The 23,725-nt window shown below is 64.5% G+C and carries 25 protein-coding genes; 12 read left to right on the top strand and 13 right to left on the bottom strand.

Annotation, left to right across the window (positions count from 1 at the left end):
* Window positions 1-71: 71 nt before the first annotated feature.
* Window positions 72-944: a M90 family metallopeptidase gene (locus AC1RJW_RS20735; RefSeq protein ID WP_493046652.1), complete on the top strand. Its 873-nt coding sequence runs from the start codon at window positions 72-74 to the stop codon at window positions 942-944.
* A gap of 9 nt (window positions 945-953) precedes the next feature.
* Here AC1RJW_RS20735 and AC1RJW_RS20730 read toward each other — a convergent pair whose 3' ends face one another.
* Both AC1RJW_RS20730 and AC1RJW_RS20725 read right to left on the bottom strand, forming a co-directional pair.
* On the bottom strand, window positions 954-1,643 hold the full coding sequence (locus AC1RJW_RS20730; protein ID WP_493046651.1) for a LytR/AlgR family response regulator transcription factor: 690 nt from the start codon (window positions 1,641-1,643) through the stop codon (window positions 954-956).
* The gene (locus AC1RJW_RS20725) at window positions 1,640-3,304 is read right to left on the bottom strand and encodes a histidine kinase (RefSeq protein WP_493046650.1); all 1,665 of its coding nucleotides are present in this window, start codon (window positions 3,302-3,304) and stop codon (window positions 1,640-1,642) included. Before AC1RJW_RS20725 ends, AC1RJW_RS20730 begins: the two co-directional genes overlap by 4 nt.
* A gap of 166 nt (window positions 3,305-3,470) precedes the next feature.
* Between AC1RJW_RS20725 and AC1RJW_RS20720 the strand changes: the two genes are divergently transcribed.
* The 7 genes from AC1RJW_RS20720 (at window position 3,471) to AC1RJW_RS20690 (ending at window position 10,004) form a co-directional block, all read left to right on the top strand.
* A complete protein-coding gene (locus AC1RJW_RS20720) occupies window positions 3,471-5,597 on the top strand; it encodes a serine hydrolase domain-containing protein (RefSeq protein WP_493046649.1) in 2,127 nt (708 codons plus the stop codon).
* 107 nt (window positions 5,598-5,704) lie between these two features.
* Window positions 5,705-6,535, top strand: a complete 831-nt coding sequence (locus tag AC1RJW_RS20715; protein ID WP_493046648.1) for a transporter substrate-binding domain-containing protein — start codon at window positions 5,705-5,707, stop codon at window positions 6,533-6,535.
* 128 nt (window positions 6,536-6,663) lie between these two features.
* A complete protein-coding gene (locus AC1RJW_RS20710) occupies window positions 6,664-7,347 on the top strand; it encodes an amino acid ABC transporter permease (protein ID WP_493046647.1) in 684 nt (227 codons plus the stop codon).
* A complete protein-coding gene (locus AC1RJW_RS20705) occupies window positions 7,347-8,039 on the top strand; it encodes an amino acid ABC transporter permease (protein ID WP_493046646.1) in 693 nt (230 codons plus the stop codon). The genes AC1RJW_RS20710 and AC1RJW_RS20705 overlap by 1 nt, the downstream gene beginning before the upstream one ends.
* Entirely contained in the window at window positions 8,036-8,779 is a 744-nt protein-coding gene (locus tag AC1RJW_RS20700; protein WP_493046645.1) for an amino acid ABC transporter ATP-binding protein, read from the top strand. Before AC1RJW_RS20705 ends, AC1RJW_RS20700 begins: the two co-directional genes overlap by 4 nt.
* A gap of 114 nt (window positions 8,780-8,893) precedes the next feature.
* Window positions 8,894-9,448 (top strand): hypothetical protein, encoded by a 555-nt coding sequence (locus tag AC1RJW_RS20695; RefSeq protein WP_493046644.1) that lies wholly within the window; start codon window positions 8,894-8,896, stop codon window positions 9,446-9,448.
* Window positions 9,449-9,644: 196 nt separating this feature from the next.
* Window positions 9,645-10,004: a hypothetical protein gene (locus tag AC1RJW_RS20690; RefSeq protein WP_493046643.1), complete on the top strand. Its 360-nt coding sequence runs from the start codon at window positions 9,645-9,647 to the stop codon at window positions 10,002-10,004.
* A 21-nt stretch (window positions 10,005-10,025) separates the two neighbouring features.
* Here AC1RJW_RS20690 and AC1RJW_RS20685 read toward each other — a convergent pair whose 3' ends face one another.
* Entirely contained in the window at window positions 10,026-10,892 is an 867-nt protein-coding gene (locus tag AC1RJW_RS20685; protein WP_493046642.1) for a universal stress protein, read from the bottom strand.
* A gap of 168 nt (window positions 10,893-11,060) precedes the next feature.
* Between AC1RJW_RS20685 and phbB the strand changes: the two genes are divergently transcribed.
* Window positions 11,061-11,807 (top strand): acetoacetyl-CoA reductase, encoded by a 747-nt coding sequence (phbB, locus tag AC1RJW_RS20680; protein WP_493046641.1) that lies wholly within the window; start codon window positions 11,061-11,063, stop codon window positions 11,805-11,807.
* Window positions 11,808-11,975: 168 nt separating this feature from the next.
* Here the strand turns inward: phbB and AC1RJW_RS20675 are convergent, their stop codons facing one another.
* The 7 genes from AC1RJW_RS20675 to AC1RJW_RS20645 all read right to left on the bottom strand — a co-directional run bounded on the left by AC1RJW_RS20675 (window position 11,976) and on the right by AC1RJW_RS20645 (window position 17,185).
* A complete protein-coding gene (locus AC1RJW_RS20675) occupies window positions 11,976-12,356 on the bottom strand; it encodes a TraR/DksA family transcriptional regulator (protein WP_493046640.1) in 381 nt (126 codons plus the stop codon).
* Window positions 12,357-12,464: 108 nt separating this feature from the next.
* Window positions 12,465-12,884 carry a VOC family protein gene (locus AC1RJW_RS20670; protein ID WP_493046639.1) on the bottom strand — a complete coding sequence of 140 codons (420 nt, stop codon included), beginning with the start codon at window positions 12,882-12,884 and terminating at the stop codon, window positions 12,465-12,467.
* A gap of 80 nt (window positions 12,885-12,964) precedes the next feature.
* Window positions 12,965-13,435, bottom strand: a complete 471-nt coding sequence (locus tag AC1RJW_RS20665; RefSeq protein ID WP_493046638.1) for a hypothetical protein — start codon at window positions 13,433-13,435, stop codon at window positions 12,965-12,967.
* On the bottom strand, window positions 13,420-14,214 hold the full coding sequence (locus AC1RJW_RS20660; RefSeq protein WP_493046637.1) for a hypothetical protein: 795 nt from the start codon (window positions 14,212-14,214) through the stop codon (window positions 13,420-13,422). The genes AC1RJW_RS20665 and AC1RJW_RS20660 overlap by 16 nt, the downstream gene beginning before the upstream one ends.
* Window positions 14,215-14,302: 88 nt before the next feature.
* Window positions 14,303-15,094: a 2-oxo-tetronate isomerase gene (gene otnI / locus AC1RJW_RS20655; protein ID WP_493046636.1), complete on the bottom strand. Its 792-nt coding sequence runs from the start codon at window positions 15,092-15,094 to the stop codon at window positions 14,303-14,305.
* Window positions 15,095-15,338: 244 nt separating this feature from the next.
* On the bottom strand, window positions 15,339-16,709 hold the full coding sequence (locus AC1RJW_RS20650; protein ID WP_493046635.1) for a DEAD/DEAH box helicase: 1,371 nt from the start codon (window positions 16,707-16,709) through the stop codon (window positions 15,339-15,341).
* A gap of 227 nt (window positions 16,710-16,936) precedes the next feature.
* Window positions 16,937-17,185 carry a hypothetical protein gene (locus tag AC1RJW_RS20645; RefSeq protein WP_493046634.1) on the bottom strand — a complete coding sequence of 83 codons (249 nt, stop codon included), beginning with the start codon at window positions 17,183-17,185 and terminating at the stop codon, window positions 16,937-16,939.
* 215 nt (window positions 17,186-17,400) lie between these two features.
* Between AC1RJW_RS20645 and AC1RJW_RS20640 the strand changes: the two genes are divergently transcribed.
* Window positions 17,401-18,054 (top strand): hydrolase, encoded by a 654-nt coding sequence (locus tag AC1RJW_RS20640; protein WP_493046633.1) that lies wholly within the window; start codon window positions 17,401-17,403, stop codon window positions 18,052-18,054.
* Between the two features lie 70 nt (window positions 18,055-18,124).
* A complete protein-coding gene (locus AC1RJW_RS20635) occupies window positions 18,125-19,981 on the top strand; it encodes an amidohydrolase (RefSeq protein WP_493046632.1) in 1,857 nt (618 codons plus the stop codon).
* Window positions 19,982-19,995: 14 nt separating this feature from the next.
* On the opposite strand, the gene AC1RJW_RS20630 is transcribed toward AC1RJW_RS20635, so the two are convergent.
* The 3 genes from AC1RJW_RS20630 to AC1RJW_RS20620 are packed head-to-tail and all read right to left on the bottom strand — an operon-like array spanning window position 19,996 to window position 22,453.
* Window positions 19,996-21,360, bottom strand: coding sequence for a vWA domain-containing protein (locus AC1RJW_RS20630; protein ID WP_493046631.1), 1,365 nt, complete (start codon window positions 21,358-21,360; stop codon window positions 19,996-19,998).
* On the bottom strand, window positions 21,360-21,965 hold the full coding sequence (locus tag AC1RJW_RS20625) for a TadE/TadG family type IV pilus assembly protein (protein ID WP_493046630.1): 606 nt from the start codon (window positions 21,963-21,965) through the stop codon (window positions 21,360-21,362). Before AC1RJW_RS20625 ends, AC1RJW_RS20630 begins: the two co-directional genes overlap by 1 nt.
* On the bottom strand, window positions 21,965-22,453 hold the full coding sequence (locus tag AC1RJW_RS20620; RefSeq protein ID WP_493046629.1) for a TadE/TadG family type IV pilus assembly protein: 489 nt from the start codon (window positions 22,451-22,453) through the stop codon (window positions 21,965-21,967). Before AC1RJW_RS20620 ends, AC1RJW_RS20625 begins: the two co-directional genes overlap by 1 nt.
* Window positions 22,454-23,011: 558 nt before the next feature.
* Between AC1RJW_RS20620 and AC1RJW_RS20615 the strand changes: the two genes are divergently transcribed.
* Entirely contained in the window at window positions 23,012-23,701 is a 690-nt protein-coding gene (locus AC1RJW_RS20615; RefSeq protein WP_493046628.1) for a LuxR C-terminal-related transcriptional regulator, read from the top strand.
* Window positions 23,702-23,725 lie beyond the last annotated feature (24 nt).

Genomic DNA, 23,725 nt, shown 5'->3' with positions numbered 1-23,725 from the left:
AGCTTGTCCTTGTCTGCCTACGCCGCCCTGTTATCGTTCCCGCCATTGCGCTGCCTGAAACGGGCCGCCGCATGAACCCGCTGCTGTGGATCGCCCTCGTCACGGCCGCCATCGTCTTTTCATTATGGTTCCCCCGCTGGCGCTTGAAGCGGGCCCTGTCCAAGCCCTTGCCGCCCGAAGGCCTGGCCGTGCTGGAAAGCAATATTCCCGTGTATCCGCGCATGCCGGCGCCGCTGCAGCAGCAATTGCGCCGCCTGGTCGTGCAATTTTTGTATCAGAAGAAATTCGTCGGTTGCGGCGGCCTGGAGATCACGGACGAGATGCGCTACACCATCGCCGGCCAGGCGTGCTTGCTGCTGCTGAACCGCCAGACGCAGGTGTATCCGGAACTCGACACCATCCTCGTGTACCCCACGGAATTCATCGTCACGCGCAATGAAGTGGGGCCGGGCGGCGTGGTCACGCCATCGGCCAATGGTCTATTGGGCGAATCCTGGGGCGATGGCCGCGTGGTGCTGGCCTGGGATCACGTGCAGCGCGGTGCGGCCGACTGGACCGATGGCCACAACGTCGTGCTGCATGAATTCGCCCACCAGCTCGACAGCGAATCGGGCGCCGCGAATGGCGCGCCCTACCTGCCCAGCGTGTCGAGCTACCGCAGCTGGGCCACGGTGCTGTCGCGCGACTTCGACAACCTGCGCCACGACGCCATCTATCAGCAGCACAGCGTGATGGACCACTACGGTGCCACGAATCCCGCCGAATTCTTTGCCGTGGCGACGGAAACCTTCTTTGAAAAGCCATACCAGATGGCCGAGCACCACGAAGAACTGTATGCGCAATTCTTGCAGTACTACAAGGTCGACCCGCGCGACTGGATGGCGCCGCCCGTGGAACCCGAACACATGGCCTCGCCGTTTCCCAATTACGCGCCCCACTGGTAAGCGGGGACTTCAGCCCAGCAGCCGCTGTTTCAGCGCGGGATAGCTGCTGCGCGAGACGGGGATGCCCGTGCTGGTTTGCGTGTCGAGCGCGTATTTGCCGCCCGCGGCGATCTGCAGCCGCTTGAAACCCAGGCTGTTGACGAGGTAGGAGCGGTGCACGCGCAGGAAATGGGGCGGCAGCAGGGCCATGAGCTTGTCGATCGGCAAGTCGTGAAAGCACTGTTCGCCGCTGCGCAGCACGATGTTGCTGTAGTGGCCATCGGCTTGCACGTGGTCGATCTCGGCCATGGCGATCCATTCCAGCGCGCCCCGTTTCTTGACGGCCAGGGAGGCCGCTTGCGTATGCCGCCCCGTATAGCGTTGCAGCGCCTTGTGCAGCCGTTCGCGGCTGAAGGGCTTGGCAACGAAGTCGAGCACGCCGAACTCGAAGGCCGTGATCGAGCGTTCCGCGTGGGCCGAGACGACGATGGTCTGGAACGGGGCTTGTTGGGCCAGGCGCAGCAGGTCGTAACCGTCCGCGCCATGCAGGTTCAAATCCAGCAGCAGCAAGTCGATCTTGTTCTGCGCCAGGGCGGCCAGCGCTTGCGGCACATTGTCGTGCAGCGCCAGCGCCGCCAGGCGCGTCCCGAAATGCGCGCGCACCTCGCGTTCCAGGCCTTGCGCGATCAGCGGTTCATCTTCCAGTATCAATACGTTCATGGGGCCGCCGGCAAGGTAAAAGTGAGGCGCCAGCCTGCCTGCTGCTGTTCGCTGGCATATTCACAGGCATAGCTGGCGGCATCGCCGAATACGGCATGCAGGCTGGCGCGGATGTACTGTTCGCCCACGCCGCTGCCCGCATGGGCGCGGGCCTCGCCCTCGGGCAGGATCAGGGTCAGTATTTGCGTTTGCGCAAGCCTGGCGCTGCGCAGCACGAAGTGGGCGCCGTGGCGGTAGCGGTTATGGCTGAACGCATTTTCCAGCGCCGTCAGCAAGATGGCGGGCGGCACGGTGATGCCCGCCGCCTCGCCATCGAACTGCAGGCTGCACGGCTGCTGCAGCCGCGTGCCCATGATGCTCAGGTAATTCTGGCACAGGGCCAGTTCCTGCGTCAGGGCAATGCTCGGCTGCTGGGCAAATTCATTGAGCATGCGCAACTCGGCGCCCAGCGCCTCGATGAAGGTTTCGGCCGCCTGCGGCGATTGCGCATTGAGTTCGCCGATCAGGCTGAGGGAATTCATCAGGAAATGGGGTTGCATGCTTTTGCGCAAGAGCTGGTTTTCCAGCTGCCGGGCGCGCGCCGCCTTGCTGCGTTCGCTCAACAGCTGCGCCAGCAGCTGCGCGCACAGGGGCAGCAGCAGGAAGCACACGACGAGGGCGAAGCCGCCTTCGGCAAACTGGCTGCCCGTCAGCAGGAACAGGGCGCACGAGGCCAGCGCGATCAAGGTGCCGCCGCGGCTGCCCGGCAGGCGGCGCCACAGGGCGCCCAGGTTGAGCAGCAGGCTCGCTGCCAGGCCCGTCAGAAACATCAGCCAGCAGCGGGCGTCGAAATGCGCGGGCAGCGCGCCGGCCAGCGCAATGCACGCCAGCAACATCGCCGCCGCCAGCGGCCAACGGGGCAGGCGCCAGGCCGTATAAAAATACAGGGGCAGCAGGGCGGAAAACAGCCAGGTCAGGGCAGTGACGGCATACAGGCGCGGCAAGTGCCAGGGGTAGGCGTAGCCGGTAACGCTGCGCCAGAGTTCCACCACCAGCAGCAGCGCCGCCACCAGGCACAGCGCGGTAAACATGGCCCAGTGCCGCTGCCGCTGGTACAGCGCCGTCAAGGCGAGGAAGAGCAGGGCGACGGCGCCCAGCGCGCCGGCCAGCAGCAGCGGCGGCAGCCGGTACCAGGCCAGCGCCGCGCGGTACTCTTGCCGGTCGACCAGGTACAGCGCATAGAATGGCGACGCCAGGCGGGCCGGCGCCTGCTGCGTCGACAGCAGCAGGCGCAGATGGTGCTTGCCCACGGTCAACTGCCGTGGCGTCAGGTGGATGGCGAAATCGATGTCGCCCGGCCTTTCATCGACAGCCTGGCGGGCCGGCTGGCCATTGCTGCCGATCAAGTTGCCATCCAGCCACAGCTCGCTGGAAGCCAGCGCCGACAGTACCAGCAGCTGCGTTGACGGCGGCGCGGCGGCCAGGACCAGTTCGCGCTCGATGCACAGCAGCTGGCCCGGCTGGAGCAACTGGTGCAGCGCGGCGGCGGGCGCGGAGGGATTCGCGCCGCAGGCGCGCCAGCCTTCGTCCAGCCGCAGGCGATCCATGGCGCCGGCGAAACCGGGCCAGGCCAGGCAGCAAGCGAGGCAGCACTGCGGCAGGTAGCGAAGGAAGGAGGACATGGCGGGCATTGTAGCTGCTCATTTGCCAACCCTTTGCAACATTTTCATCAACTCCGGTGCCGTTCATGCAGGCCCCGTGCATTTCGTGCATCGCCCGCCTATGACGCTGTCATGATGCTTATCATGCATCAGTGCCGCGTGGTGGACGCGGCCTCACCATGGAAGCATGACTATGCAAAGCAGCAACTACTACGGTTTCGCCAGCGCGCTGGCGCTGTTGTGCGGCGTGGCGCAAGCCGCATCCGCTCCCGCATCTGTTCCCGCTCCCGCGCTGGCCGCGCGCCTGGCGGATTTCGACGGCTGGGTGGCCCGGCGCATGAGTGCGCAGCGCATCCCGGGCGTGACCGTCGGTTTCAGCCAGGGCGAGGTGGAATGGGTAAAAGGCTATGGCTATGCCGACCTGGAAAACCGCGTGCCGGCCACGGCCCGCTCCAGCTACCGGCTGGCGTCCGTCACCAAGCCCATGACGGCGGTGGCCGTGCTGCAGCTGGCCGAGCAGGGCAAGGTTGACCTCGATGCGCCCGTGCAAACCTATGTGCCGTATTTCCCTGTCAAACCCTTCCCCGTGACGGTGCGCCAGCTGCTGGGCCACCTGGGCGGCATCGACGCCTACCGCAACAGCCAGGCGGAACAGCATTTCAAGGAGCACAAGGATACGCGCCAGTCCATCGCCGTCTTCGAGCAGTTCGACCTGATCGCCGAACCGGGCACGCGCTTTCGCTACACGAGCTATGGCTACAACCTGCTGGGCGCCGTCATCGAGGGCGCCTCGGGCGAAAGCTATGGCGGCTACATGCGGCGCCATGTGTGGGGGCCGCTGGGCATGGACACCATCGTGATGGACGACCCGCACGCCCTGATCGCCCACCGCGTGCGCGGCTACCGGCTGGCCGGCACGGCGTTGAAGAATTCGGAATTCGTCGACATCAGCAGCCGTTTTTCCGCCGGCGGCACGCGCGCCAGCGTGCCCGACATGCTGGCCTTCGGCCGGGGCGTCCACGACGGCAAGATCCTGTCGGCGGCCAGCGTGGCCGCCATGGTGCAGCCGATGGCCACGCGCGCGGGCCACTTGACGCGCTACGGCATGGGCTGGGAAATCCTCCCCACAGGCGGGCGCTACGCCATCGCCCACAGCGGCCAGCAGCCGGAAACCGTCACCTATCTGTACAGCTTTCCCTCGCGCAAGCTCACCCTTGCCGTCGCCGCCAATCTCGAGCGCGTCAATCCCGAGGCCTTCGTGCAGCGCCTGTTCGAGGTGGTCACGGGCGAGCCGTGGCAGCTGAAAACGTATATCGCCGATGCGGACGCGCAGCGCGCTTACCAGGTGGCGCTAGGCCTGTTCGAGGAGGGCAGGGCCTACGCCGAGCGCACGGATCAAGCGTATGCGGATGCGGCCGCCACGCGGGCAGCCTTTGCGCAAATCAACCAACAAGCGCTGGTGCCGGACGCCACGGCCGCGCGCGCCTTCATCGAGGCGGCCCGCCATCCGGCCAGCGGCCGCGTGTTTCTCATGGCCGGCGCCAGCATGGCTGCCCGGCTGCGCGAGGCTGGTATTGACCTGAATCAATACTCGCGCGGCGGCGCGCTGGCATTTGTGCGCGACTATATTTTGTTGTCGCAAGGCAAAGCGTCCGGCACCTTGCCCCGTTTCGATCCCGCCTTCGAGCAAGCCATCGTGGCCCTGGCCGCCAGCTGGGACCGCACGGCCGCCATCGCCTGGCCGGCCGCACCCGCCTCCGCGTCCATTCCTGCACTCGATAGCCAGCTGCGCGCGGCCTTCCACGGCCAGCGTGCGTATCCCGATTTCGTGCCCGAGCTGCTTGAGCTGGCGCAAGCGTCGGCCGCGCGCGGAGAGACAGATGCAGCGCTGGCGGCCGGCCGCCTGGCCGTGGCCTTGTACCCGCTCAGCGACGGCGCGCATGCGCTGCAGGGCTTGACCTTGCTGCGCGCCGGCAAGACGGAAGATGCCACGGCTGCCCTGCGCGTGTCCCTGGCCCGCGACCCGCTGGGCGCGGCCAGCCCGGCGGCGCTGAACCTGGAAGCGTATCGATTGAGAGGCAGCGGCGCCGTGACGCAAGGCATGGCCGTGCTGCAGGCGGCCGTCAGCCTGCATCCGCGCGACGCGAATTTGCACGACAGTCTGGCTGAATTTTACGTCGAGCAAGGCTTGCGCCCGCAGGCCGTCGAGGCTTACCGCCAGGCATTGCAGCTCGATCCCCGCTATCCGGGCGCCGTGGGGGCCAGGGCGGCGATCATTCGCCTCGGTGGCGAGACGAAGGCGCTGGTGCCGTAGATGACGCCTTAGATGAATTCTGCATAAACATGGGTGAAAAGATTCCTTTTTGGAAATAAGTGCGCTGCGGTCTAATGGCGGCATTCGTTATCCACCAGAGGAATCCCATGCAGACCCGCCTTCATTTCGCCGCCCTGTTATTCACCAGCATCGCCTTCACGCAGGTGGCGCAAGCGGACCAGCTGGCCGCCATCAAGGCGAAGGGCGAGCTGGTCTGCGGTACCCTGGGCACGGACGAGCCGAACAGTTTCATCGACGCCAAGTCGCGCCAGCTGGTCGGCTATGAAGTGGACCTGTGCCGCGCCATCGCCCAGGGCCTGGGTGTCAAGCCGGTGATCAAGCAGCTGGCCGTCGCCGCCCGCATTCCCGAATTGCAGCAGGGCCGCATCGATATCCTGACGGCGTCCTTGACGCACAACAAGGAACGCGAGGCGCTCGTCGATTTTTCCCTGTCCACGTTTTACACGGGCCAGCGCGTGCTGGTCAAAAAAAGCAGCAATATCACGACGGTCGCTGGCCTGGCCGGCAAGAAAGTGCTGACCGTCAAGGGCGGAACGCAGGAACCGAATATCCGCAAGGCCGTGCCTGGCGTGGAGGTGGTGACGTTCGAGACGGCGGGCCAGGCTTATCTGGGCTTGCAGCAAGGCAAGGGCGCCGGCTATGTCGACGATGAAGTCTCCTTGTTGAACAATTACGCCAAGCTGGGCGCCGCGCAAAAAGACTATATTGTGCTGCCGCAAAACATCAGCCAGGAAGTGTTTGCCTTCGGCATCCGCAAGGGCGAGACGGGCGTGAAAACGGCCGTCGACCAGGTGCTGCGCGGGCTGGAAAAATCGGGCGAGGCGGAAAAACTGTTCTTCAAATGGTATGGCCCGACGAGCAATGTGAAATTTCAGAAGCGCACATTCAAGATTGAGTCGGACAAGATTGACGCCTAAGCAAACCTACTGCGCGGCGCGCTTTGCGGCCTGCGATGCTCACCGTGCTCCAGCACGGTTGCGCTTCTCAGCCACAAATCACTGCCGCTCGCTACGGTTTTCTTAGGCATCAATGATATTTCACCATCATGTTCCAATTTGATCTGCACTTTTTGCTGGCCGGCGACTACCGCGACTGGCTGGTTTCCGGCTTGCTGCTGTCCTTGCAACTGATGGGCATTACCTTGCTCTTGTCTTTGCCGCTGGCCTGTGGCGTGGCCATGCTGCGGCTGGCCCCGTCGCGCCTGCTCAATGGCCTGGGCGCCGCGTATGTCGAGCTGATCCGCAACGTGCCCTTGCTGGCCCACTTCCTGTTCTGGTATTTCGGCGCGCCCGAACTGTTGCCCGATGCGTGGAAGGAGCGCTTGTATGCCGGCAATATCGAAGCCGTCAGCGCCGTCACGGCCCTGACCCTGTACACGGCCGCCTACATGGCGGAAGACATCCGCAGCGGCATCCGCGCCATTCCCGCCCAGCAATTCGAGGCGGGCCGGGCGCTGGGTTTCAGTTTTCTTGCCACCATGCGCCTGTGCATCGTGCCGCAGGCGCTGCGGCTGGCCGCGCCGCCGCTGCTGTCGCAAACCCTGACCCTGTGGCAAAACACCAGCATCGCCACCGTCATCGGCGTGGCCGAGCTGATGTATCAGACGCAGCGCGTGGAAGCGGCCTCGTTCCGCAGCGTCGATGCCTTCGTCTTTGCCAGCGCGGCCTATCTGGCCGTCTCGCTGCTGATCGCCGGCCTGGCGGCCTTGCTGCAAAGGAAGGTGTCCTGATGCTGGAACTCATCCATGATTACTGGCTGTATTTTCTCGTGGGCCGCTATCCCGAGGGGCCGCTGGGCGGGCTGGCGCTGACGGTCGTGCTGGCCAGCCTGGCGCTGTTGCTGAGCCTGCCGTTCGGCTTGCTGCTGGGCCTGGCGCGCCTGAGTCCCTGGCGGCTGCTGCGCTGGCCCGTCGCCGTGCTGATCCACGTGGTGCGGGGCATCCCCTTGCTGTTGGTCATCTTCTGGGCGTATTTCTTCCTGCCCAGTATCACGGGACATGAAAGCGGGCAATTCGGCACCATGCTGGCCGCCCTCGTCATCTTCGACGGCATTTATCTGGCGGAAATTGTACGCGCCGGCGTGCAAGCCGTGCCGCGCGGGCAGGTGGAGGCGGCCCGTTCGCTGGGCCTGAATTATCTGGACAGCATGCGCTCGGTGGTGCTGCCGCAGGCGCTGCGCCACATGCTGCCCTCGCTGGTCAACCAGTTCGTCTCGACCATCAAGGAAACTTCGCTCGGGTACATCATCGGCCTGGCCGAGGTGTCGTTCATCGCTTCGCAAGTGAACGGCCTCGTGCTGACCAAGCCCGTGCAAGTGTATTTCCTGCTGGGCATGACGTATTTTGTCTTGTGTTTCAGCCTGTCGCGCGCCGCCTTCTGGCTTGAGCGGCGCCAGGCGCGTTTCCTGAAAGCGGCAGCATGATTACCTTTGACAATGTCAACAAATACTATGGCGATTATCACGCCTTGCGCGAGATCAATGAACACGTCGCCAAGGGCGAGGTGCTGGTCGTGTGCGGACCGTCCGGCTCCGGCAAGTCGACCCTGATCCGTACCATCAACCGCCTGGAACCGATCGCTTCGGGCCGTATCGCGGTGGCGGGCCAGGATATCCACGCGCCGGGGCTGGACGTGAATGCCTTCCGCTCGCACATCGGCTTTGTGTTCCAGCAATTCAACCTGTTTCCCCACTTGTCGGTGCTGGACAATTGCGCGCTGGCGCCGCAGCGCTTGCGCGGCCTGAGCCGTAAGGAAGCGGAGGAGCGGGCGCTGGCCCTGCTGGAACGGGTGGGGCTGGCGCACAAGGCGCGCGCCATGCCGGCGGCTTTGTCGGGCGGGCAGCAGCAGCGGGTGGCGATTGCCCGCGCGCTGGCCATGCAGCCGCCGCTGATGCTGTTCGACGAGCCGACCAGCGCGCTGGACCCGGAAATGGTGGGCGAGGTGCTGCAAGTGATGCGCGACCTGGCGCACGGCGGCATGACGATGGTGTGCGTGACGCACGAAATGGGTTTCGCGCGCGAAGTGGCGGACCGCGTCTGGTTCATGGACCACGGGCAAGTGCTGGAACGGGCCGCGCCCGAGGATTTCTTTGCGCGGCCGCAACATGTGCGCGCACAGCAATTCCTGGCCGATATCCGCAGCCCGTTCAGCGCGAGCGCATGAATGAGTGCATGATAGTGTGGCTGTGTGCGCAAGCGAACGGTCTGTTGGCGCCGTCCGGCGCACGCTATCGAGGCGGCGCACGGGGCGCCCGCAGCCGACCAGGAGGGCCTTATCATGTCACGCATCATCGCAGGTCATTTTCAGTTGCAGGAGCAGATAGACGCCGCGCGCGCCGCCCTGAACCAGGCGGGCTTTCCTGACAGCCGCATCAGCGCCTTCTTTGTCAACCAGCCGGGCCAGCATGATTTGCATGCGCTCGGCGGCGACCGCGACATCTCGCCCGGCGCCAAGGAGACGCCGGAAGGCGTGGTCGAGGGCGTGGCCGTCGGGGCCGCCGTCGGTGCCGGCATCGGCGCGGCCGCCACCCTGGCGACGGGGCCGCTGGGCCCGGTGGTGGGCGCGCTGGTGGGCGCCCACGTGGGCTCGCTCTACAGTTTCAACAAGATGAAGGAGGCGGGCGAAGCTGAAAAGAATGGCGAAAACCACCGCCAGCCACGCCATCCGGGCATGCTGATCGCCGTGGCGCTGGGCGGCCTCGAGGAGCGCGAACGGGCGCTCGAGACACTGCACCGGCTGGGCGCCGAGCATATCGAGGAAGCGGAAGGCACGATCGCCAATGGCGACTGGTACGACTTCGATCCGCTCAGCATTCCCGTGCTGGTGGCGTGAATCGGCGCCTCTGTGGTGCCATATGCATAAATTCCGCGCCGCACGAAATTTAGGTATGATCCTTGTTAGTATGAGTAATTATTGGTAAACAATGCCGACAGGGATAGTTTCCGCGTGCCCGAAGTGACACTGGACCAAGGTGACTGCCCGTAGTACTTGCCTCGCATGCTAACGAGTATGGATAGGAGGGCGCGTCATGACACAGGCATGGTTCATTCTGACACGGGCCGATGGGCGCGACATCTGCGCGCCCTCGCCGGCACAGCTGGCCGATGCGTTGGCCGAGGTGTACCGCGGCGGCGCCGTCACGCCGGATGGCAGCCCGGCCGCCGTCTTGTTGCGCTTTGGCTACGACGACGGCTTGATGTATCAGGTCGAAGTCGCTAGCGGAGGCGAAGTCACTTTCGAGGAATGGTCGGACCGCGATTGCGAAATCGCCCTGGCCAGTCCGCGCCACATGTCGGCCCTGCCGCAGGACGACGCGCTGCAGCTGTGGCAGTGGCTGGCGCAGCGCCAGGTGGCGAAGATCCGCAGCCAGCCCTGGCAGGGTAGCTAGCCCTGCCGTCTTGCCAAGAACCTAGTGCGCCATCAGCACGGGGATCGTCATGCTCTGCAGAATCGTGCGCGTGACGCCGCCCAGGATGGTTTCGCGCAGGCGCGAATGGCCATACGCTCCCATCACCAGCAAGTCGGCCGACAGGTCGGCGGCATGCGACAGCAGCGCCTCGCCGATATCGCCGCGCCGCACGCCCCCGCCATCGAGCAAATGCAGCCGCGCTTCCACGCCGTGGCGCGCCAGGTAGTGCACCAGTTCGGCGCCCGGCTGTTCGCCGTGCTCGGCCGCATGCACCTGGGCGTCGAAGATGGCCACGTGCACATGTTCAGCCCGCTGCAGCAGGGGCAGGGCGGCGGTCACGGCGCGGCTCGCTTCCTTGCTGGCGTTCCAGGAAATGAGCACATTGCGCGCCGCGGCCGGCGGCGCCAGCAGGGGCAGCGGCGGCGCATATGGCACGATCAGCACGGGGCGGCCCGAATGCAGCAGCACATAGGCGGGAAAGTCGCGCATCACGGACGGCGATTTATCCTTGGCATTGTATTGGCTGATGACGACCAGGTCCGCATAGCGGGCCAGCAGGCTGATGCCGCCCGCCGCCTCGTCGTCGAGCACGCGCTGTTCGAACGAGGCGACGCCGGCCGCGCGCACCTGTTGCTCGAAACCGTCGAGGGCGCGCGTGGCACGCTCGCGCAGGAAGTTCAGATGCAGGCTCAGGTTCGGGTCGGCATCGAGGTCGGGCTGGTGCTGGTACAGCAGGCGCGACACGCCCGTCAGCGCCACGCCCGTCAGGTGGCCGCCGCACGCCTGGGCGATGCTGGCCGCCGCTTCGATGCGGGCGGCGCGCCCGGCGCTGTCGTCGATGTGGAGCAATACGGTCTTGTACGTCATGGCCTGTCCTCTCGCTGTGCAGTAGCGGCCATTCTGGCACAGTCCGGGGCGCCGCACGCGCACGACTGTATCAGGCTGAGCACTTGATCTAGCGCAAAGCTGGCGATAAAAACTACTCCTACACTTGATCCCACGCAGAACAACCATAACAAGCGGGGAGAGATAGCAATGAAGGAACAAAAGGTAGCGCTGGTGACGGGCGGTATGGGCGGCCTGGGCACGGCCTTGTGCCGGCGCCTGCATGCGGCGGGCTTTGCCGTCGTGGCGGCGCATACGCCGGGCAATGCACGGGTGGAAAGCTGGCTCGACGAGCAGCAGGCGCAGCAGTATTATTTTCATCCGCTGGCCCTCGACGTGACGGACTTTGCTGCCTGCAGCGAGGCCGTGGGCAAGGTGCTGGTGCAGTTCGGCCGCATCGACGTGCTGGTCAACAACGCCGGCATCACGCGCGACCAGAGCATGCGCAAGATGGAATTGCCGCACTGGTCCGAGGTCATGCGGACCAATCTCGACAGCCTGTTCAACATGAGCAAGCAGGTGCTGGAACCCATGCTGGAAAAGAAATGGGGCCGCATCATCAACATTTCTTCCGTGAATGGCCAGAAGGGTGCGTTTGGCCAGTGCAACTACGCGGCCGCCAAGGCGGGCGTGCATGGCTTCAGCAAGGCGCTGGCGCTGGAAGTGGCGCGCCACGGCATCACCGTCAACACGGTCTCGCCCGGCTACCTGCGCACGCAGATGGTGACGGCCGTGCCGGCCGAGATACTGGAAACGAAGATCCTGCCGCAGATTCCCCTGGGCCGCCTGGGCGAGCCGGACGAGGTGGCGGCCCTGGTGGCTTACCTGGCGTCCGACGAGGCGGCGTTCGTCACGGGCGCGAATATCGCCATCAATGGCGGACAGCACATGAGTTAAGCAAGCGTACAGCTTGCATAGAGGCAATGGCAGTAGAGGAGACCCGTCCATCCAGCCGGCGCATAGACGCTGGCGGGGGACGGCAGGCAGCATGGCAGTCAGGCTGGAAAACAGGGGGCAGGGCAGCGATGCCTTGCCCTTTGTTGTCGTGCCGCCGTCATGCTGCCGTCATGGCAGCGGGCGCCGGGCCTTTTCCAGCCGCGTCTGGCAATCGATGCACAGCCGCGCTTCGGGGCGGGCGTTCAGGCGCGACAAGCCGATGGCTTCGCCGCAGTTGTCGCACAGGCCGTAGCTGCCATCGGCAAACTTGGCCAGCGCGTGCTTGATGATGGCCAGCTGCGCCATATTGTGCTCGGCCGCTTCGCTGACGAGGGCGTTCAAGGTGCGCACGCTGGCGTTGTCGGCCGGCGAGGCTTCGATTTCATTGAGCAGCGAGGCGCGCGCGTCCGCTTCGGCCGCTTCGTTCTCTATCTGTTCCAGCAACGCCAGCTTGCGTTGCTCCAGCACGCCTTGCAGGCGCTGTAGCTGGTCTTGCGGCAATCCATTCATGGCGGTCCCCGATAGGCGTATCTCCTATATGGTAGTCCAGGATGGGCAGCTCTGCTTGCGCTACTACCTGCGCCGCGTTTGACGCGGCGCAGGCAGGCGCGGGCCGTTCTATGCTGGCTCTTTCAGGCAGTTGACCATCCAGGCCACGCCGAACTGGTCTTTCAGCATGCCGAAGCGTTTGGCCCAGAACGTTTCTTCCAGCGGCATCTGGATGTTGCCGTCACGCGCCAGCGCGGCGAAGACCCGTTCCGCTTCTTCCGGCGTATCGACGGTCAGGCAGATCGAGCTGCCGCTCATGCCCTTGGCGCCATCTTCCTGGCAGCCGCCGTCCGAGCCCATCAGCATGGTGGGCCCCAGCTGCACGGAGCCGTGCATGATCTTGTCGTACCAGTCTTCCTTGACTTGCTCCTGGCCCGGCGAGCCGCGGAACGGCATCAGGCACAGGTCCGTGCCATGCAGGTGCTGGCGGTAGTATTCCAATGCTTGCGCGCAATTTCCACTGAATTGCAAATACGGTTCGATACGCATATTGGCCTCCTCTGGTGGTCCCGCAGGCACGATTGCCAGGCGGGGACGTCCCAGTATAGGCGCTTGCCGGCCAATTTCAATCAGTCCGGCGCCATCTCTTGCAGCCGCTCACGCACCTTGCCCAGCGTGCTGAGGATGCGCTCGGGATTGCCGGCCAGGACGGCGCTGCCCAGGTGCAACAAACTCGTCGCCAGGCTGATCCAGTGCCGCACGTCGTCGTTGCGGGCGATGCGCAGGCGCACCGTGTCGAGCAGGCCGCTGAGCTGGCGCTGCGCCGTTTCCAGTCCCGCCACCGTGTGTCCGGCGGCATCGGCATACAGCTGGTTGGCTTGCTGGCGCAAGGCCACTTCCAGGGCGAAGACGGCTTGTGCCTGGCTATGGCTGATGCCGTTTTCTCCCTGGCTGGCGCGCTTGCGGATGGCGCGCATGACGGCGCCGTGCAGGGTGACGGCCGCCTGCGACAGGCTGTCGGCCAGTTGCTCGACGCGCATGGCGCTGCTCAGGGCCGCTTCGCGGCGTTCGCTGCTGCTCCTGCCTACCGATCCGTCCATCTTGCCTCCGTGGTGGTGAGGGCGGCGGCCAGCTGCGCGTGGTCGCGCGCCAGTGCCGCCAGTTGCCGGCGCGCCAGGGTGTGGCGCAGGCCAGCCAGGCGGTATTCTTCGGTTTTGCTTTGCTGCATGGTTTTCGCCAGCACGGCCAGCAGGCGCTGCTGCGGCGTGTCGGCATACGCGATTTCCACGTCGAGCAGGCCGAGCACCATGTCGCGCTCGTTATCGCTGCTTTTGTCGTACAGCGCCAGCAAGCTGTCGAGCGCGGCCAGCAGCGCTTGCAGCGGCGCGTCGCCGTCGTGCAGCACCTGCGCCAGGTGCGCCTGCTGGCTGGCCGCGCCGCCCAGGCGCGACAGTTGCTGCAGCAACAGGGTGTAGGCGCTGACATGGCGGTCGTCGATGCCGCTGCCCGGCCAGGCGCGGATGGCGGCGCCGGCGCCGGCCAGTTCCGGCTGCACGTCGTACGCATCGGCATTCGCCAGCCGGCCCAGCGCCTGCAGGTACAGGCGCACGGCCTGCGCCAGGCGCGCGACGTCCGCTTGCGCGGCGCAGCGCTGCGCATCGAGCAGGCGTTCGCGCGCGTCTTCGGCGGGCGACAGGTAGGGGCGGGCGCGCTGGTAGCTGTCCACGTGGCGTTGCGACAGTTCGCCAAAGGCGGTCAAGGCATCGGTGCCGGCGGCCAGGGCGCGCACTTGCGCCAGGTTGGTGCGCGGGCTGGCGCAGCCGCACAGCAGTACGGTTAGGCAAAGGGTACGGCGAAGGCGGGCGGGCAGGGTGGACACGTCACCTCTCGACAGGAAGTACTGTATGGAAAGGTATTGTCGTGCCGGCCTGCGCTGCCCGCCTTGTGCGGGCGCAAGCGCGCTGCGATCAGGCGCCCGTCGTGCCCGTCAATTGCTCGCGCCAGCCCAGTCCGGCGACGGTGTCGCTGGCGGGACGGTATTCGCAGCCGACCCAGCCCGCGTAGCCGACCTGGTCCAGCAGCTTGAACAGATGGCGGTAATTGATCTCGCCCGTGCCCGGTTCATGGCGGCCCGGCGTGTCGGCGATCTGGATGTGGCGGATCAGGGGCAGCAGGGCGCGGATGGTGTTGCTCAGTTCGCCCTCCATGCGCTGCATGTGATAAATGTCGTATTGCATGAAAATATTGCTGCGCTGACAGTCGGCGATGATGTCGGCCGCCTGCTGACTATGGTTCAGAAAGTAACCGGGCATGTCGTAGCGGTTGATCGGCTCGATCAGCACGTTGATGCCGTGCGGACGGCAGGCGTCGGCCGCAAATTGCAGGTTGCCGATCAGGCTTTGCCGCGCCCGCTCCAGGCTCATGCCGGGCGGCACGATGCCGGACATGCAGTGCAGCTGTTTCGCCCCCAGCGCCAGCGCATAGTTGAGCGCCAGCTGCACGTTGGTGTGGAATTCCTCGCCCCGGCGCGGGTCGCAGGCGATGCCCCGCTCGCCGTGTTCCCAGTCGCCGGGCGGGAAGTTGAAGACGGCCAGCTGCAGATGGTGGCGTTCCAGCCGCATGGCGATCTGGCGCGCCTCGACGGCATAGGGAAACAGGAATTCGACGGCATCGAAGCCCGCTTCCCTGGCGGCGGCAAAGCGGTCCAGGAAGGGCAGTTCGGTAAACATCATGCTGAGATTGGCAGCGAAGTTCGGCATGGCGGCACGCAGGTGAGGAAGAGGGATACTATCCTAGCCCAAATTGCCAATCAGTGGCGTGCATGAAAAAACCGTTCCAGAAACAAGTCCTGAAACGGTTTTTGTCGTCTTTTTGATAAAGACAAACGGGGCCTGAAAGCGTAGCGAGCGGGAGTGATATTGCGTCGAGTCGCGCAGCCGTACCGAAGTACGGCGAGCAACGCAAACGCAATAGCGCCCCGCGCAGCAGCTTTAAGGCCGCGTTTTAGCGGCCGCGGCCGCCGGAGCGATGATTTGCCGCCGAACGCGGCGCATTGCCGGAACGGTTGCCGCCGCCACCGCCGCCCGATGGGCCGGCGCTGCGTGGCTTGGCGCCGCTGCCGCCCGTTTTCACGCGCACCACGGCGCCGGCTGGCGCGCGGCTGTTGTTGCGGTGGCCGCCGGTGCCGCTGCGCAATTGCACAGGCTGGGCGCGGGCGTTCAGGTCCGGCTCGAAGCCGGGGATGACTTCGCGCGGCAGGGTTTGCTTGATCAGCTTTTCGATGTCTTTCAACATTTCGTGCTCATCCACGCAGACCAGCGACACGGCTTCGCCCTTGGCGCCGGCACGGCCCGTGCGGCCGATACGGTGCACATAATCTTCCGGAATGTTCGGCAAGTCGTAGTTGACGACGTGCGGCAACTGGTCGATATCGATGCCGCGTGCGGCGATGTCGGTGGCGACCAGCACTTGCAAGGTGTTGTCCTTGAACTCGGACAGCGCGCGCGTGCGCGCCGACTGGCTCTTGTTGCCGTGGATGGCCAGGGCGCCGATGCCGTCCGCGCCCAGCTGCTCGACCAGTTTATTGGCGCCATGCTTGGTGCGCGTAAAGACCAGCACTTGCGTCCAGTTGTTCGACTTGATCAGGTAGGACAGCATCGGGTGCTTCTTGTCGCGGTCGACGGGATGGATCTTTTGCTTGATCACTTCCACGGTCGAATTGCGGCGCGCCACTTCGATCATGGCCGGCTTGTTCAGCAAGCCGTCGGCCAGGGCCTTGATCTCTTCCGAGAACGTGGCCGAGAACAGCAGGTTCTGGCGTTTCGGCGGCAGCACGGCCAGTACTTTCTTGATGTCGCGGATGAAACCCATGTCCAGCATGCGGTCGGCTTCATCGAGAATCAGGATTTCCACTTTCGACAGGTCGACGGTGCCCTGGCCCATGTGGTCCAGCAAACGGCCAGGCGTGGCGACGAGAATGTCGACGCCATGCTTGAGCTGCTTGATTTGCGGGTTGATGCCGACGCCGCCGAAGATCACGGTGGAGTTCAATTTGGTGTACTTGCTGTAGGCGCGCACGCTTTCCTCGACCTGCGCGGCGAGTTCGCGCGTCGGTGCCAGGATCAGGGCGCGGATCGGGCGCGTCGAGGTGTTGCTGGTGATGGACGCGCCATTCGCGTCGGTCGACAGGCGGTGCAGCACGGGCAGGGTAAAGCCGGCCGTCTTGCCGGTACCGGTTTGTGCACCGGCCAGCAAGTCGCCGCCAGCCAGCACGGCGGGAATCGCCTGCGACTGGATGGGGGTCGGCACGGTGTAGCCGTGTTCGGTAACGGCACGTACGATAGCGTCGGACAATCCGAGGGAGGAAAAGGACATGGTAACTTTATTGTGAGATCGGCCTGTCGCCATCGTGGGGCGCCAGTCGCAGGCAATCAGATTAGGGGTCGAAAGACAGCGGCAAGGGGACTGGTCATATGTGCCGCACACGCGAAGTATAACAGCCTGGCAAAAATGCGCCTGTTTTGTTTCAGGTTTGCAATGCCGCAAGTAAAGAAAAGGGAGGGCTGGCGCGTCTCCCCCTGCCGCTTGTCATGCCATGGCGCCTAGTCGTCGATCTCGTCGACGGCGTAGCGCACGCCTTGGGCATCGAGGTAGCCGCGCACGGCGTCCAGGCCGTGCCACGGGTCCGGGCGCAGGTACTGGCATATATACAGGCCCGCGTCCGTCAGCCTGGCGTCGGTGTCGGGCATGGCGGCGCCGGGCGCGTGCGGCGCCAGTGCTTCGAGCAGCTGCGCGATGTGCTGGCGCTGGTCCTGCGCCAGGCTGGCCGTGATCCTGAATTCAAATCCCATGTTCTTCCCCTTGTGCGTATGCCGGTGCGCTTATTCTATATTATCGAAAAAATCGAATATAGCTTGGCATTCTTTCCGTTTTTGTTTTCAAAGTATCTCGTCCATACTGCACAGCACTGGCCCGGCACACACAGCGTGAAGCGAGGACAGGAGCAGAAGCACCATACAGCGACATCCCTTTTTCATATTCAATTATTTTCACTAAGGAAAACATCATGCCTATCGCCACCGCCCAAGCCGCCAAAAAACTGCTGACCCCGAACGACCATACCCTGATCATGATCGACCACCAGTCGCAGATGGCGTTCGCCACCCGCTCGATCGACCTGGCCCTGCTGCGCAACAATGCGGCCCTGGTGGCCAAGGCGGCGTCTGAATTCAAGGTGCCGACCATCCTGACGACGGTGGCGGCGACATCGTTCTCCGGCCCCATCTTCGACGAAATCCAGTCCGTCTTCCCGGAGCAGGCGCCGATCGACCGCACCAGCATGAACACCTGGGAAGACGCGCGCATCGCCGACAAGGTGAATGGCTACGGCAAGGGCAAGATCGTGCTGGCCGGCCTGTGGACCTCCGTCTGCATCGTGGGCCCCGCCCTGTCGGCGCTGGAGCAGGGCTTCGAGGTCTACGTGATCGCCGACGCCAGCGGCGACGTGTCCGACGAAGCGCATGCGATGGCCATGCAGCGCCTGATACAGGCGGGCGCGCAGCCGATGACGTCCGTGCAATACTTGCTGGAACTGCAGCGCGACTGGGCCCGCGGCGAGACCTACAACGAGACGGTGGCGACGGCCGTGGCGCACGGCGGCGGCTATGGCCTGGGCTTGATCTACGCCAAATCCATGTTCAACGCCAGCGAAGGTCATTGAGCTTTTATTGATATTGCGCCAGCGCCGCCCGCCGGCGGGGCGCTATCCTTCACCTGAACCGGGAGTTTCCATGCACGCAAGCACGATCTTACTCAATGGCCGTTTCCACACGGTCGACAGGACGCAGCCGCTGGCGGCCGCCGTCGCCATCGCCGATGGCAAGTTCCTCGCCGTGGGCGATGTCGAAGACGTGATGCGCCACCGCGGTCCCGCCACGCAGCTGATCGACCTGGCCGGCCGCACGGTGATTCCCGGCCTGAACGACTCGCACCTGCACCTGATCCGCGGCGGCTTGAACTACAACCTGGAATTGCGCTGGGAAGGCGTGCCCTCGCTGGCCGACGCCTTGCGCATGCTCAAGGAGCAGGCCTTGCGCACGCCGAATCCCCAATGGGTGCGCGTGGTGGGCGGCTGGACGGAATTCCAGTTCGCGGAAAAGCGCATGCCGACGCTCGATGAAATCAACGCGGCCGCGCCCGACACGCCCGTCTTCATCCTGCACCTGTACGACCGCGCCCTCTTGAACCGCGCCGCCCTGCGCGCCGTCGGCTACGACAAGAACACGCCGAACCCGCCCGGCGGCGAAATCGTGCGCGACGCGGCCGGCAACCCCACGGGCCTGCTGATCGCCCGCCCGAACGCCATGATCCTGTATGCGACTCTGGCGAAAGGCCCCAAGCTGCCGCTGGAATTGCAGGTCAACTCCACGCGCCAGTTCATGCGCGAACTGAACCGGCTGGGCATCACCAGCGCCATCGACGCGGGCGGCGGCTTCCAGAATTATCCCGAGGATTACGCCGTCGTCGACGAACTGGCGCAACAGGAACAGCTGACCATCCGTATCGCCTACAACCTGTTCACGCAAAACAAGGGCGCGGAATTGCAGGATTTCCAGAAGTGGACGGGCATGGTGAAGCCCGGCGACGGCACGGACTTTTATCGCCACAACGGCGCCGGCGAGATGCTGGTGTTTTCCGCCGCCGACTTCGAGGATTTCCTCGAGCCGCGCCCCGAGCTGGCGGCCGGCATGGACGACGAGCTGGAAAAGGTCGTGCGCCACCTGGTCGAGCAGCGCTGGCCGTTCCGCCTGCACGCCACCTATGACGAATCGATCGGCCGCATGCTCGACGTGTTCGAAAAGGTCAACCGCGACACGCCGTTCGGCGGCTTGCACTGGCTGTTCGACCACGCGGAAACCATCAGCCCAAAAAATATCGACCGCGTGAAAGCGCTGGGCGGCGGCCTGGCCATCCAGCACCGCATGGCTTTCCAGGGCGAATATTTCGTCGAGCGTTATGGCGCCGAGGCGGCCAAGGCCACGCCGCCCGTGCAGCGCATGCTCGACGCGGGCGTGCCCGTGGGCGGCGGCACGGATGCCACGCGGGTCGCCAGCTACAACCCGTGGACGGCGCTGTACTGGCTGGTATCGGGGCGCACCGTGGGCGGTCTGGCCCTGACGGATGCGGCGGGGAGGCTCTCGCGCGACACGGCGCTGGAGCTGTGGACGGCGGGCAGCGCCTGGTTTTCCAGCGAGCAAGGCAAGAAGGGGCGCATCCGCGAGGGCATGCTGGCCGATTTGAGCGTGCTGTCGGCCGATTACTTTACGGTGCCGGAAGAATCGATCAAGTCCATCGAATCCGTGCTGACCATGGTGGGCGGCAAGATCGTCTATGGCCAGGGAGAATTCACGGCGCTGGCGCCGCCCCCGATTCCCGTGCTGCCCGAGTGGTCGCCCGTGCGCACGGTGCCGGGACACTACCGGCCCGCAGCCAGGCCGGCGCAAGCGCAAGCCATGCTGCCGCACCAGTGCGCGGGCGCCTGCGGCGTGCATGCGCATGCGCACGACCGGGCGCGCAAGTCGGCCGTGCCGGTCAGTGACTTTTCCGGCTTCTGGGGCACCCTGGGCTGCAGCTGCTTTGCCTTCTAGAGGGCGGCCGGGCCTTATCTGGAAATGCGCAGGATGGCCGAGGCGAGCCGCGTGAAACACGGGCTCAGCTCGCTTTCTGTGGCCGCATAGCAGTACAGGCCCACGGGTTCGGCCGGCTTGCGGCAACGGTTTGGTGCATCCGCCGTATTGGCCATGCAGCGCAGCAAGTCCTCGCCGATTTCATTGTCCGGCCCGGCCTTGGCCTTCAGCGCGGCGCCCATGCCCAGAGTAAAGATGTAGGTATTTTCCAGGCGTGCCTTGCTGGCCATCGCCTCTGCCAGGTTGCGCGATGCACGGTGCATATTGGTCCACTGAAGTTTTCTGGTGGACATATCTTTGCTCACCGCACGCGGCGTAGTGGTCACGATGGGGAATTCGCGTGCCGTCGGATCGTCAGCCTGGGCGGGAAGATTGTGCGCGTTATACCAGGTCGGCAATTCACTGATCAGGTTTCTGGTGCAATAGGTCTCGGGCGCGAGCTTGGTGCTGGTTGCATCGATACGGTACAGTCCATCTGTCGCAAAACTGCTCGATGGTAAATCGTCGTACACGGCCAGTGCTCCCGCTTTCGTGCAATTGCCCGTGGTAGCGGGGAAAAAGTAAGAGGAAAAGGCGGACGGAGATCCATCGGAAAAGAACACGATGACGCGCAGGCTGGAGCGATTGTTCTGGCTGATGCTATTGAGCTGATCCTGAGCATTCCACATGCCTTCCGAGTAATTCGTGCCGCCTTCAAACTTGTAGCCATTGATGGCATTGCCAGCCTGCGTGCGATCGAAGCCGCGATCGCTTGTCTTGATCGGCAGATCGAGCTGCGCGCCGCTGGCAAAATGCAGCAGACCGACCCGGTCGACCGTGGAATTGAATTTGTTCAGGAAGGACTTGCCCGCCGCCCGCACGGCGTCGGCATTGTTTTTCAGCGAACCTGACGTATCCATCACCAGTACCATGTCCAGGTCCTTGCGGATGGTTTGCGCGCTGGCGGCCACGTTCAGGGTCTTGAAGCCGAGTATGCCCATCAGCGAGACGGGCAGAGAGGCGCTGGCCGAGACGTCGATGGTGACGGTGCCTCTGTCGAACGTGACGTCGACGGGATTGAGGACCGGCGTCGAGAGCAGGAAGTTGTCCGGATAATTGATGTCGAAAAACTCCCTGGCCGACTGGCGCGCACTGGCCCGCTGTTCCGCTTCCGAATTGCCCGCCGTGATGCCGCGCGCCGCAGCCAGGCTGGCCGAGTCGACGGCCGCATTGAGCTTGGCCTTGACGAAGTAGCCGAGGGCGGAATCGACGGCCAGGCCCACCGAGGCGATGAGGACGACGGCCGACAGCGCCACCATGAGCAGCACGTGCCCGCTTTGCCGTGTGTGTGGAATGCGCATCAGAATACCGTCATCGAAGTGAGGTCGGGGCCCAGCACGGGCGTCGTGCTGTTGCCAAAGTTCAAGGTGCCGAACAGCATGTCGAAATCGTAGAACGTTTCCACGGCGTAGATCAGTTCGCCATCTGCCAGCTGGTTCTGCATCAAGGCCACCGTGGGCGCATGCTCGTCCCTGGCGATGCCGGTGCAGGTGCCGTGGCTCCAGCTGCCGCACTGCCACACTTGGCTGGCGGGCAGGTAGCCGCTGGCCCTGGCGCCGGCCTCCCAGCGGTATTGTTCCAGCACGATATTGCGCAAGCCGCTCTTCGCCGTGTAGCCCATGATCTTGGTGATGTAGATCATGCCGCGCCTGTTCATGTCCAGCGGCGGCGTGCTGGCGGCCAGCGCATTCATGATGCTCTGGCCCGATCCGCTCAGGTCGGACGTGGAGCGCGAGGCCAGGTTGGCGCCTTCGCGGCTGATGTTGAGCAGGATGGTCTTGGCCTGGATGGCGCGCGACAGGTCGGCCAGCATGAACAGCAGCAGCGCCAGCAGCGGCAGCACGATGGCCAGTTCCACGGCGGCGATGCCGCGCGCGGCGCGCGGCGCAGGAGGGCGGGCGCGCATCACAGGCCGCCAAAGCTTTCATTGCGCATCGTGGCGGCCACCACGAAATGCGCCTGGCCGTCGCGGAACAGGGCCCGGATCATGGGCGTGGCAAACGCCCAGCGGCAATCGACGGAGATGACGACGATATCGCCGGCCTGGCCGAACATGGCGGCGCCGACCGCATCGCTGCCGTTGACGGAGATCACGGGGCTGACCTTGTCATACATGCCCATGGAACTGTCGCGTATTTTTTGCATCACGGCCTGGTAGCGCTGCTGGTTGGCGCTGTCGGGGTCGAGATCCCTGGCCCCCGTGACCGCGTAGCGCGCGCCTTCGCGCACCGCGTGCTGCATGGTCATATTGGCAAAATACGCCATGCTCAATTCGATGATGCCGATTATCAGCGTGAGAAAGGCCGGTGTTATCAGGGCCAATTCCAGCAAGGTGGCGCCGCCCTGTCTTCTTTGCTTGCGGAATATGGGGGAGGCGGCCTGTTTTAAATGCATGGGAGTAATCCGGTTAAGTGCCGCGATGACGAATGTCGGGCGGATGGTATTGCGTCATTTGACTGGCGATTATTCTATATCGATTTTCAAGGGCATGTCTGCCAATTAAATTATTACAGGTCAAGATAATCGTAATTAGGCGCCTTATTTCAAGTGTGCGGCCCCCGTCCCTAGAGGGCCGGGAGTAATATGCGCGGGTATGAAAACAGGCCTGGTGTCAGGATTGTCCTGCGTGCAGGCAAGGACTTGTTTTGCAAGGTGATGTAATAAAAATGCTGCAATGTAAGCAACAGCAGCGGTGGCAGCGGCGATGGCGCGCCGGCGGCGCGCCCGCCCTGGCCGCGCTGCCCATCCATCGGCATGCGCCCGGCGTGCGGCGACCGCTGGCGTGGGTCACGCACCGCGTTTGCGCGTGCCGGCCCAAGGCCTCTTCCTTCGTGCCCCCATGACTTCCTCCCCCAGCGCGCGGCTGCAGAGGCGCGCGCGGACGAGGCAGGCAACCCGATTCGGATCAACCACGTTCCCCGAGGGAGTGGGCTACAAGTAAAGAGGTAAAGCATGTCAACAAAAAATGTCATACGCGTCATGCTGGTGTCGGACCACAAGACCTGGCTGTGGGGACTGGAGCAGCTGCTTGCCGGCGCCCAGCCCGCGATGCAGGTGGTGGCCAGCGCCACCGAGATCGACGGCGCGCTATTGCTGGCGCGGACCCTGAGTCCTGACGTCATCGTGCTCGATGCCGATCTGGGCTGCGGCGGCGCCTGCGCCATCGATTATCTGCCGCAGCTGCTCGGCAATGGCGTCTCGCGGGCATTGCTGTTCCGCGGCACGCAGGACCAGGCCGCATGCGGGCGCGCCGTGCGCAGCGGCGCGCGCGCGGTGGTGGGCAAGGAAACGCCCGCCAAGCAAATGGTCGACGCCATCGCCCGCCTGCATCAGGGCGAGTTGTGCCTGGATCCGGCATTGCTCGACAGCATGCTGGGCGTGCTGAACAAGCGGGAAGCGGCGCCCGATCCGGAAGAACAGCGGATCGCCAGGCTGACGCTGAAGGAGCGCAAGATCGTCGCCATGATGGTGGAGGGAAATGGCGCGCTGAACCGCGCGATAGCCCAGCGCGCTTTTATCTCGGAGCAAACCTTGCGTAATCATCTGACATCGATCTACAGCAAGCTCGATGTCACCAACCGCCTGGAATTATATGTGTACGCCACCCGCAACCGGCTGGCCGAGCCCATTGCCGCGGAGTGACAGTACATATGTCCTGATTATGGA

The organism is Janthinobacterium sp. GW822-FHT07A03 (genome assembly GCF_058798815.1).
The sequence above is the reverse complement of the archived record's forward strand: the minus strand, read 5'-3'. Positions and strand labels throughout refer to the sequence as shown.

What these genes read in the sequence shown, in the direction of transcription:
- AC1RJW_RS20735 (WP_493046652.1), top strand. Translation starts at nt 72, where the DNA reads ATGAACCCGCTGCTGTGGATCGCCCTCGTCACGGCCGCCATCGTCTTT.
- AC1RJW_RS20730 (WP_493046651.1), bottom strand. Translation starts at nt 1,643, where the DNA reads ATGAACGTATTGATACTGGAAGATGAACCGCTGATCGCGCAAGGCCTG.
- AC1RJW_RS20725 (WP_493046650.1), bottom strand. Translation starts at nt 3,304, where the DNA reads ATGTCCTCCTTCCTTCGCTACCTGCCGCAGTGCTGCCTCGCTTGCTGC.
- AC1RJW_RS20720 (WP_493046649.1), top strand. Translation starts at nt 3,471, where the DNA reads ATGACTATGCAAAGCAGCAACTACTACGGTTTCGCCAGCGCGCTGGCG.
- AC1RJW_RS20715 (WP_493046648.1), top strand. Translation starts at nt 5,705, where the DNA reads ATGCAGACCCGCCTTCATTTCGCCGCCCTGTTATTCACCAGCATCGCC.
- AC1RJW_RS20710 (WP_493046647.1), top strand. Translation starts at nt 6,664, where the DNA reads ATGTTCCAATTTGATCTGCACTTTTTGCTGGCCGGCGACTACCGCGAC.
- AC1RJW_RS20705 (WP_493046646.1), top strand. Translation starts at nt 7,347, where the DNA reads ATGCTGGAACTCATCCATGATTACTGGCTGTATTTTCTCGTGGGCCGC.
- AC1RJW_RS20700 (WP_493046645.1), top strand. Translation starts at nt 8,036, where the DNA reads ATGATTACCTTTGACAATGTCAACAAATACTATGGCGATTATCACGCC.
- AC1RJW_RS20695 (WP_493046644.1), top strand. Translation starts at nt 8,894, where the DNA reads ATGTCACGCATCATCGCAGGTCATTTTCAGTTGCAGGAGCAGATAGAC.
- AC1RJW_RS20690 (WP_493046643.1), top strand. Translation starts at nt 9,645, where the DNA reads ATGACACAGGCATGGTTCATTCTGACACGGGCCGATGGGCGCGACATC.
- AC1RJW_RS20685 (WP_493046642.1), bottom strand. Translation starts at nt 10,892, where the DNA reads ATGACGTACAAGACCGTATTGCTCCACATCGACGACAGCGCCGGGCGC.
- phbB (WP_493046641.1), top strand. Translation starts at nt 11,061, where the DNA reads ATGAAGGAACAAAAGGTAGCGCTGGTGACGGGCGGTATGGGCGGCCTG.
- AC1RJW_RS20675 (WP_493046640.1), bottom strand. Translation starts at nt 12,356, where the DNA reads ATGAATGGATTGCCGCAAGACCAGCTACAGCGCCTGCAAGGCGTGCTG.
- AC1RJW_RS20670 (WP_493046639.1), bottom strand. Translation starts at nt 12,884, where the DNA reads ATGCGTATCGAACCGTATTTGCAATTCAGTGGAAATTGCGCGCAAGCA.
- AC1RJW_RS20665 (WP_493046638.1), bottom strand. Translation starts at nt 13,435, where the DNA reads ATGGACGGATCGGTAGGCAGGAGCAGCAGCGAACGCCGCGAAGCGGCC.
- otnI (WP_493046636.1), bottom strand. Translation starts at nt 15,094, where the DNA reads ATGCCGAACTTCGCTGCCAATCTCAGCATGATGTTTACCGAACTGCCC.
- AC1RJW_RS20650 (WP_493046635.1), bottom strand. Translation starts at nt 16,709, where the DNA reads ATGTCCTTTTCCTCCCTCGGATTGTCCGACGCTATCGTACGTGCCGTT.
- AC1RJW_RS20645 (WP_493046634.1), bottom strand. Translation starts at nt 17,185, where the DNA reads ATGGGATTTGAATTCAGGATCACGGCCAGCCTGGCGCAGGACCAGCGC.
- AC1RJW_RS20640 (WP_493046633.1), top strand. Translation starts at nt 17,401, where the DNA reads ATGCCTATCGCCACCGCCCAAGCCGCCAAAAAACTGCTGACCCCGAAC.
- AC1RJW_RS20635 (WP_493046632.1), top strand. Translation starts at nt 18,125, where the DNA reads ATGCACGCAAGCACGATCTTACTCAATGGCCGTTTCCACACGGTCGAC.
- AC1RJW_RS20630 (WP_493046631.1), bottom strand. Translation starts at nt 21,360, where the DNA reads ATGCGCATTCCACACACACGGCAAAGCGGGCACGTGCTGCTCATGGTG.
- AC1RJW_RS20625 (WP_493046630.1), bottom strand. Translation starts at nt 21,965, where the DNA reads ATGCGCGCCCGCCCTCCTGCGCCGCGCGCCGCGCGCGGCATCGCCGCC.
- AC1RJW_RS20620 (WP_493046629.1), bottom strand. Translation starts at nt 22,453, where the DNA reads ATGCATTTAAAACAGGCCGCCTCCCCCATATTCCGCAAGCAAAGAAGA.
- AC1RJW_RS20615 (WP_493046628.1), top strand. Translation starts at nt 23,012, where the DNA reads ATGTCAACAAAAAATGTCATACGCGTCATGCTGGTGTCGGACCACAAG.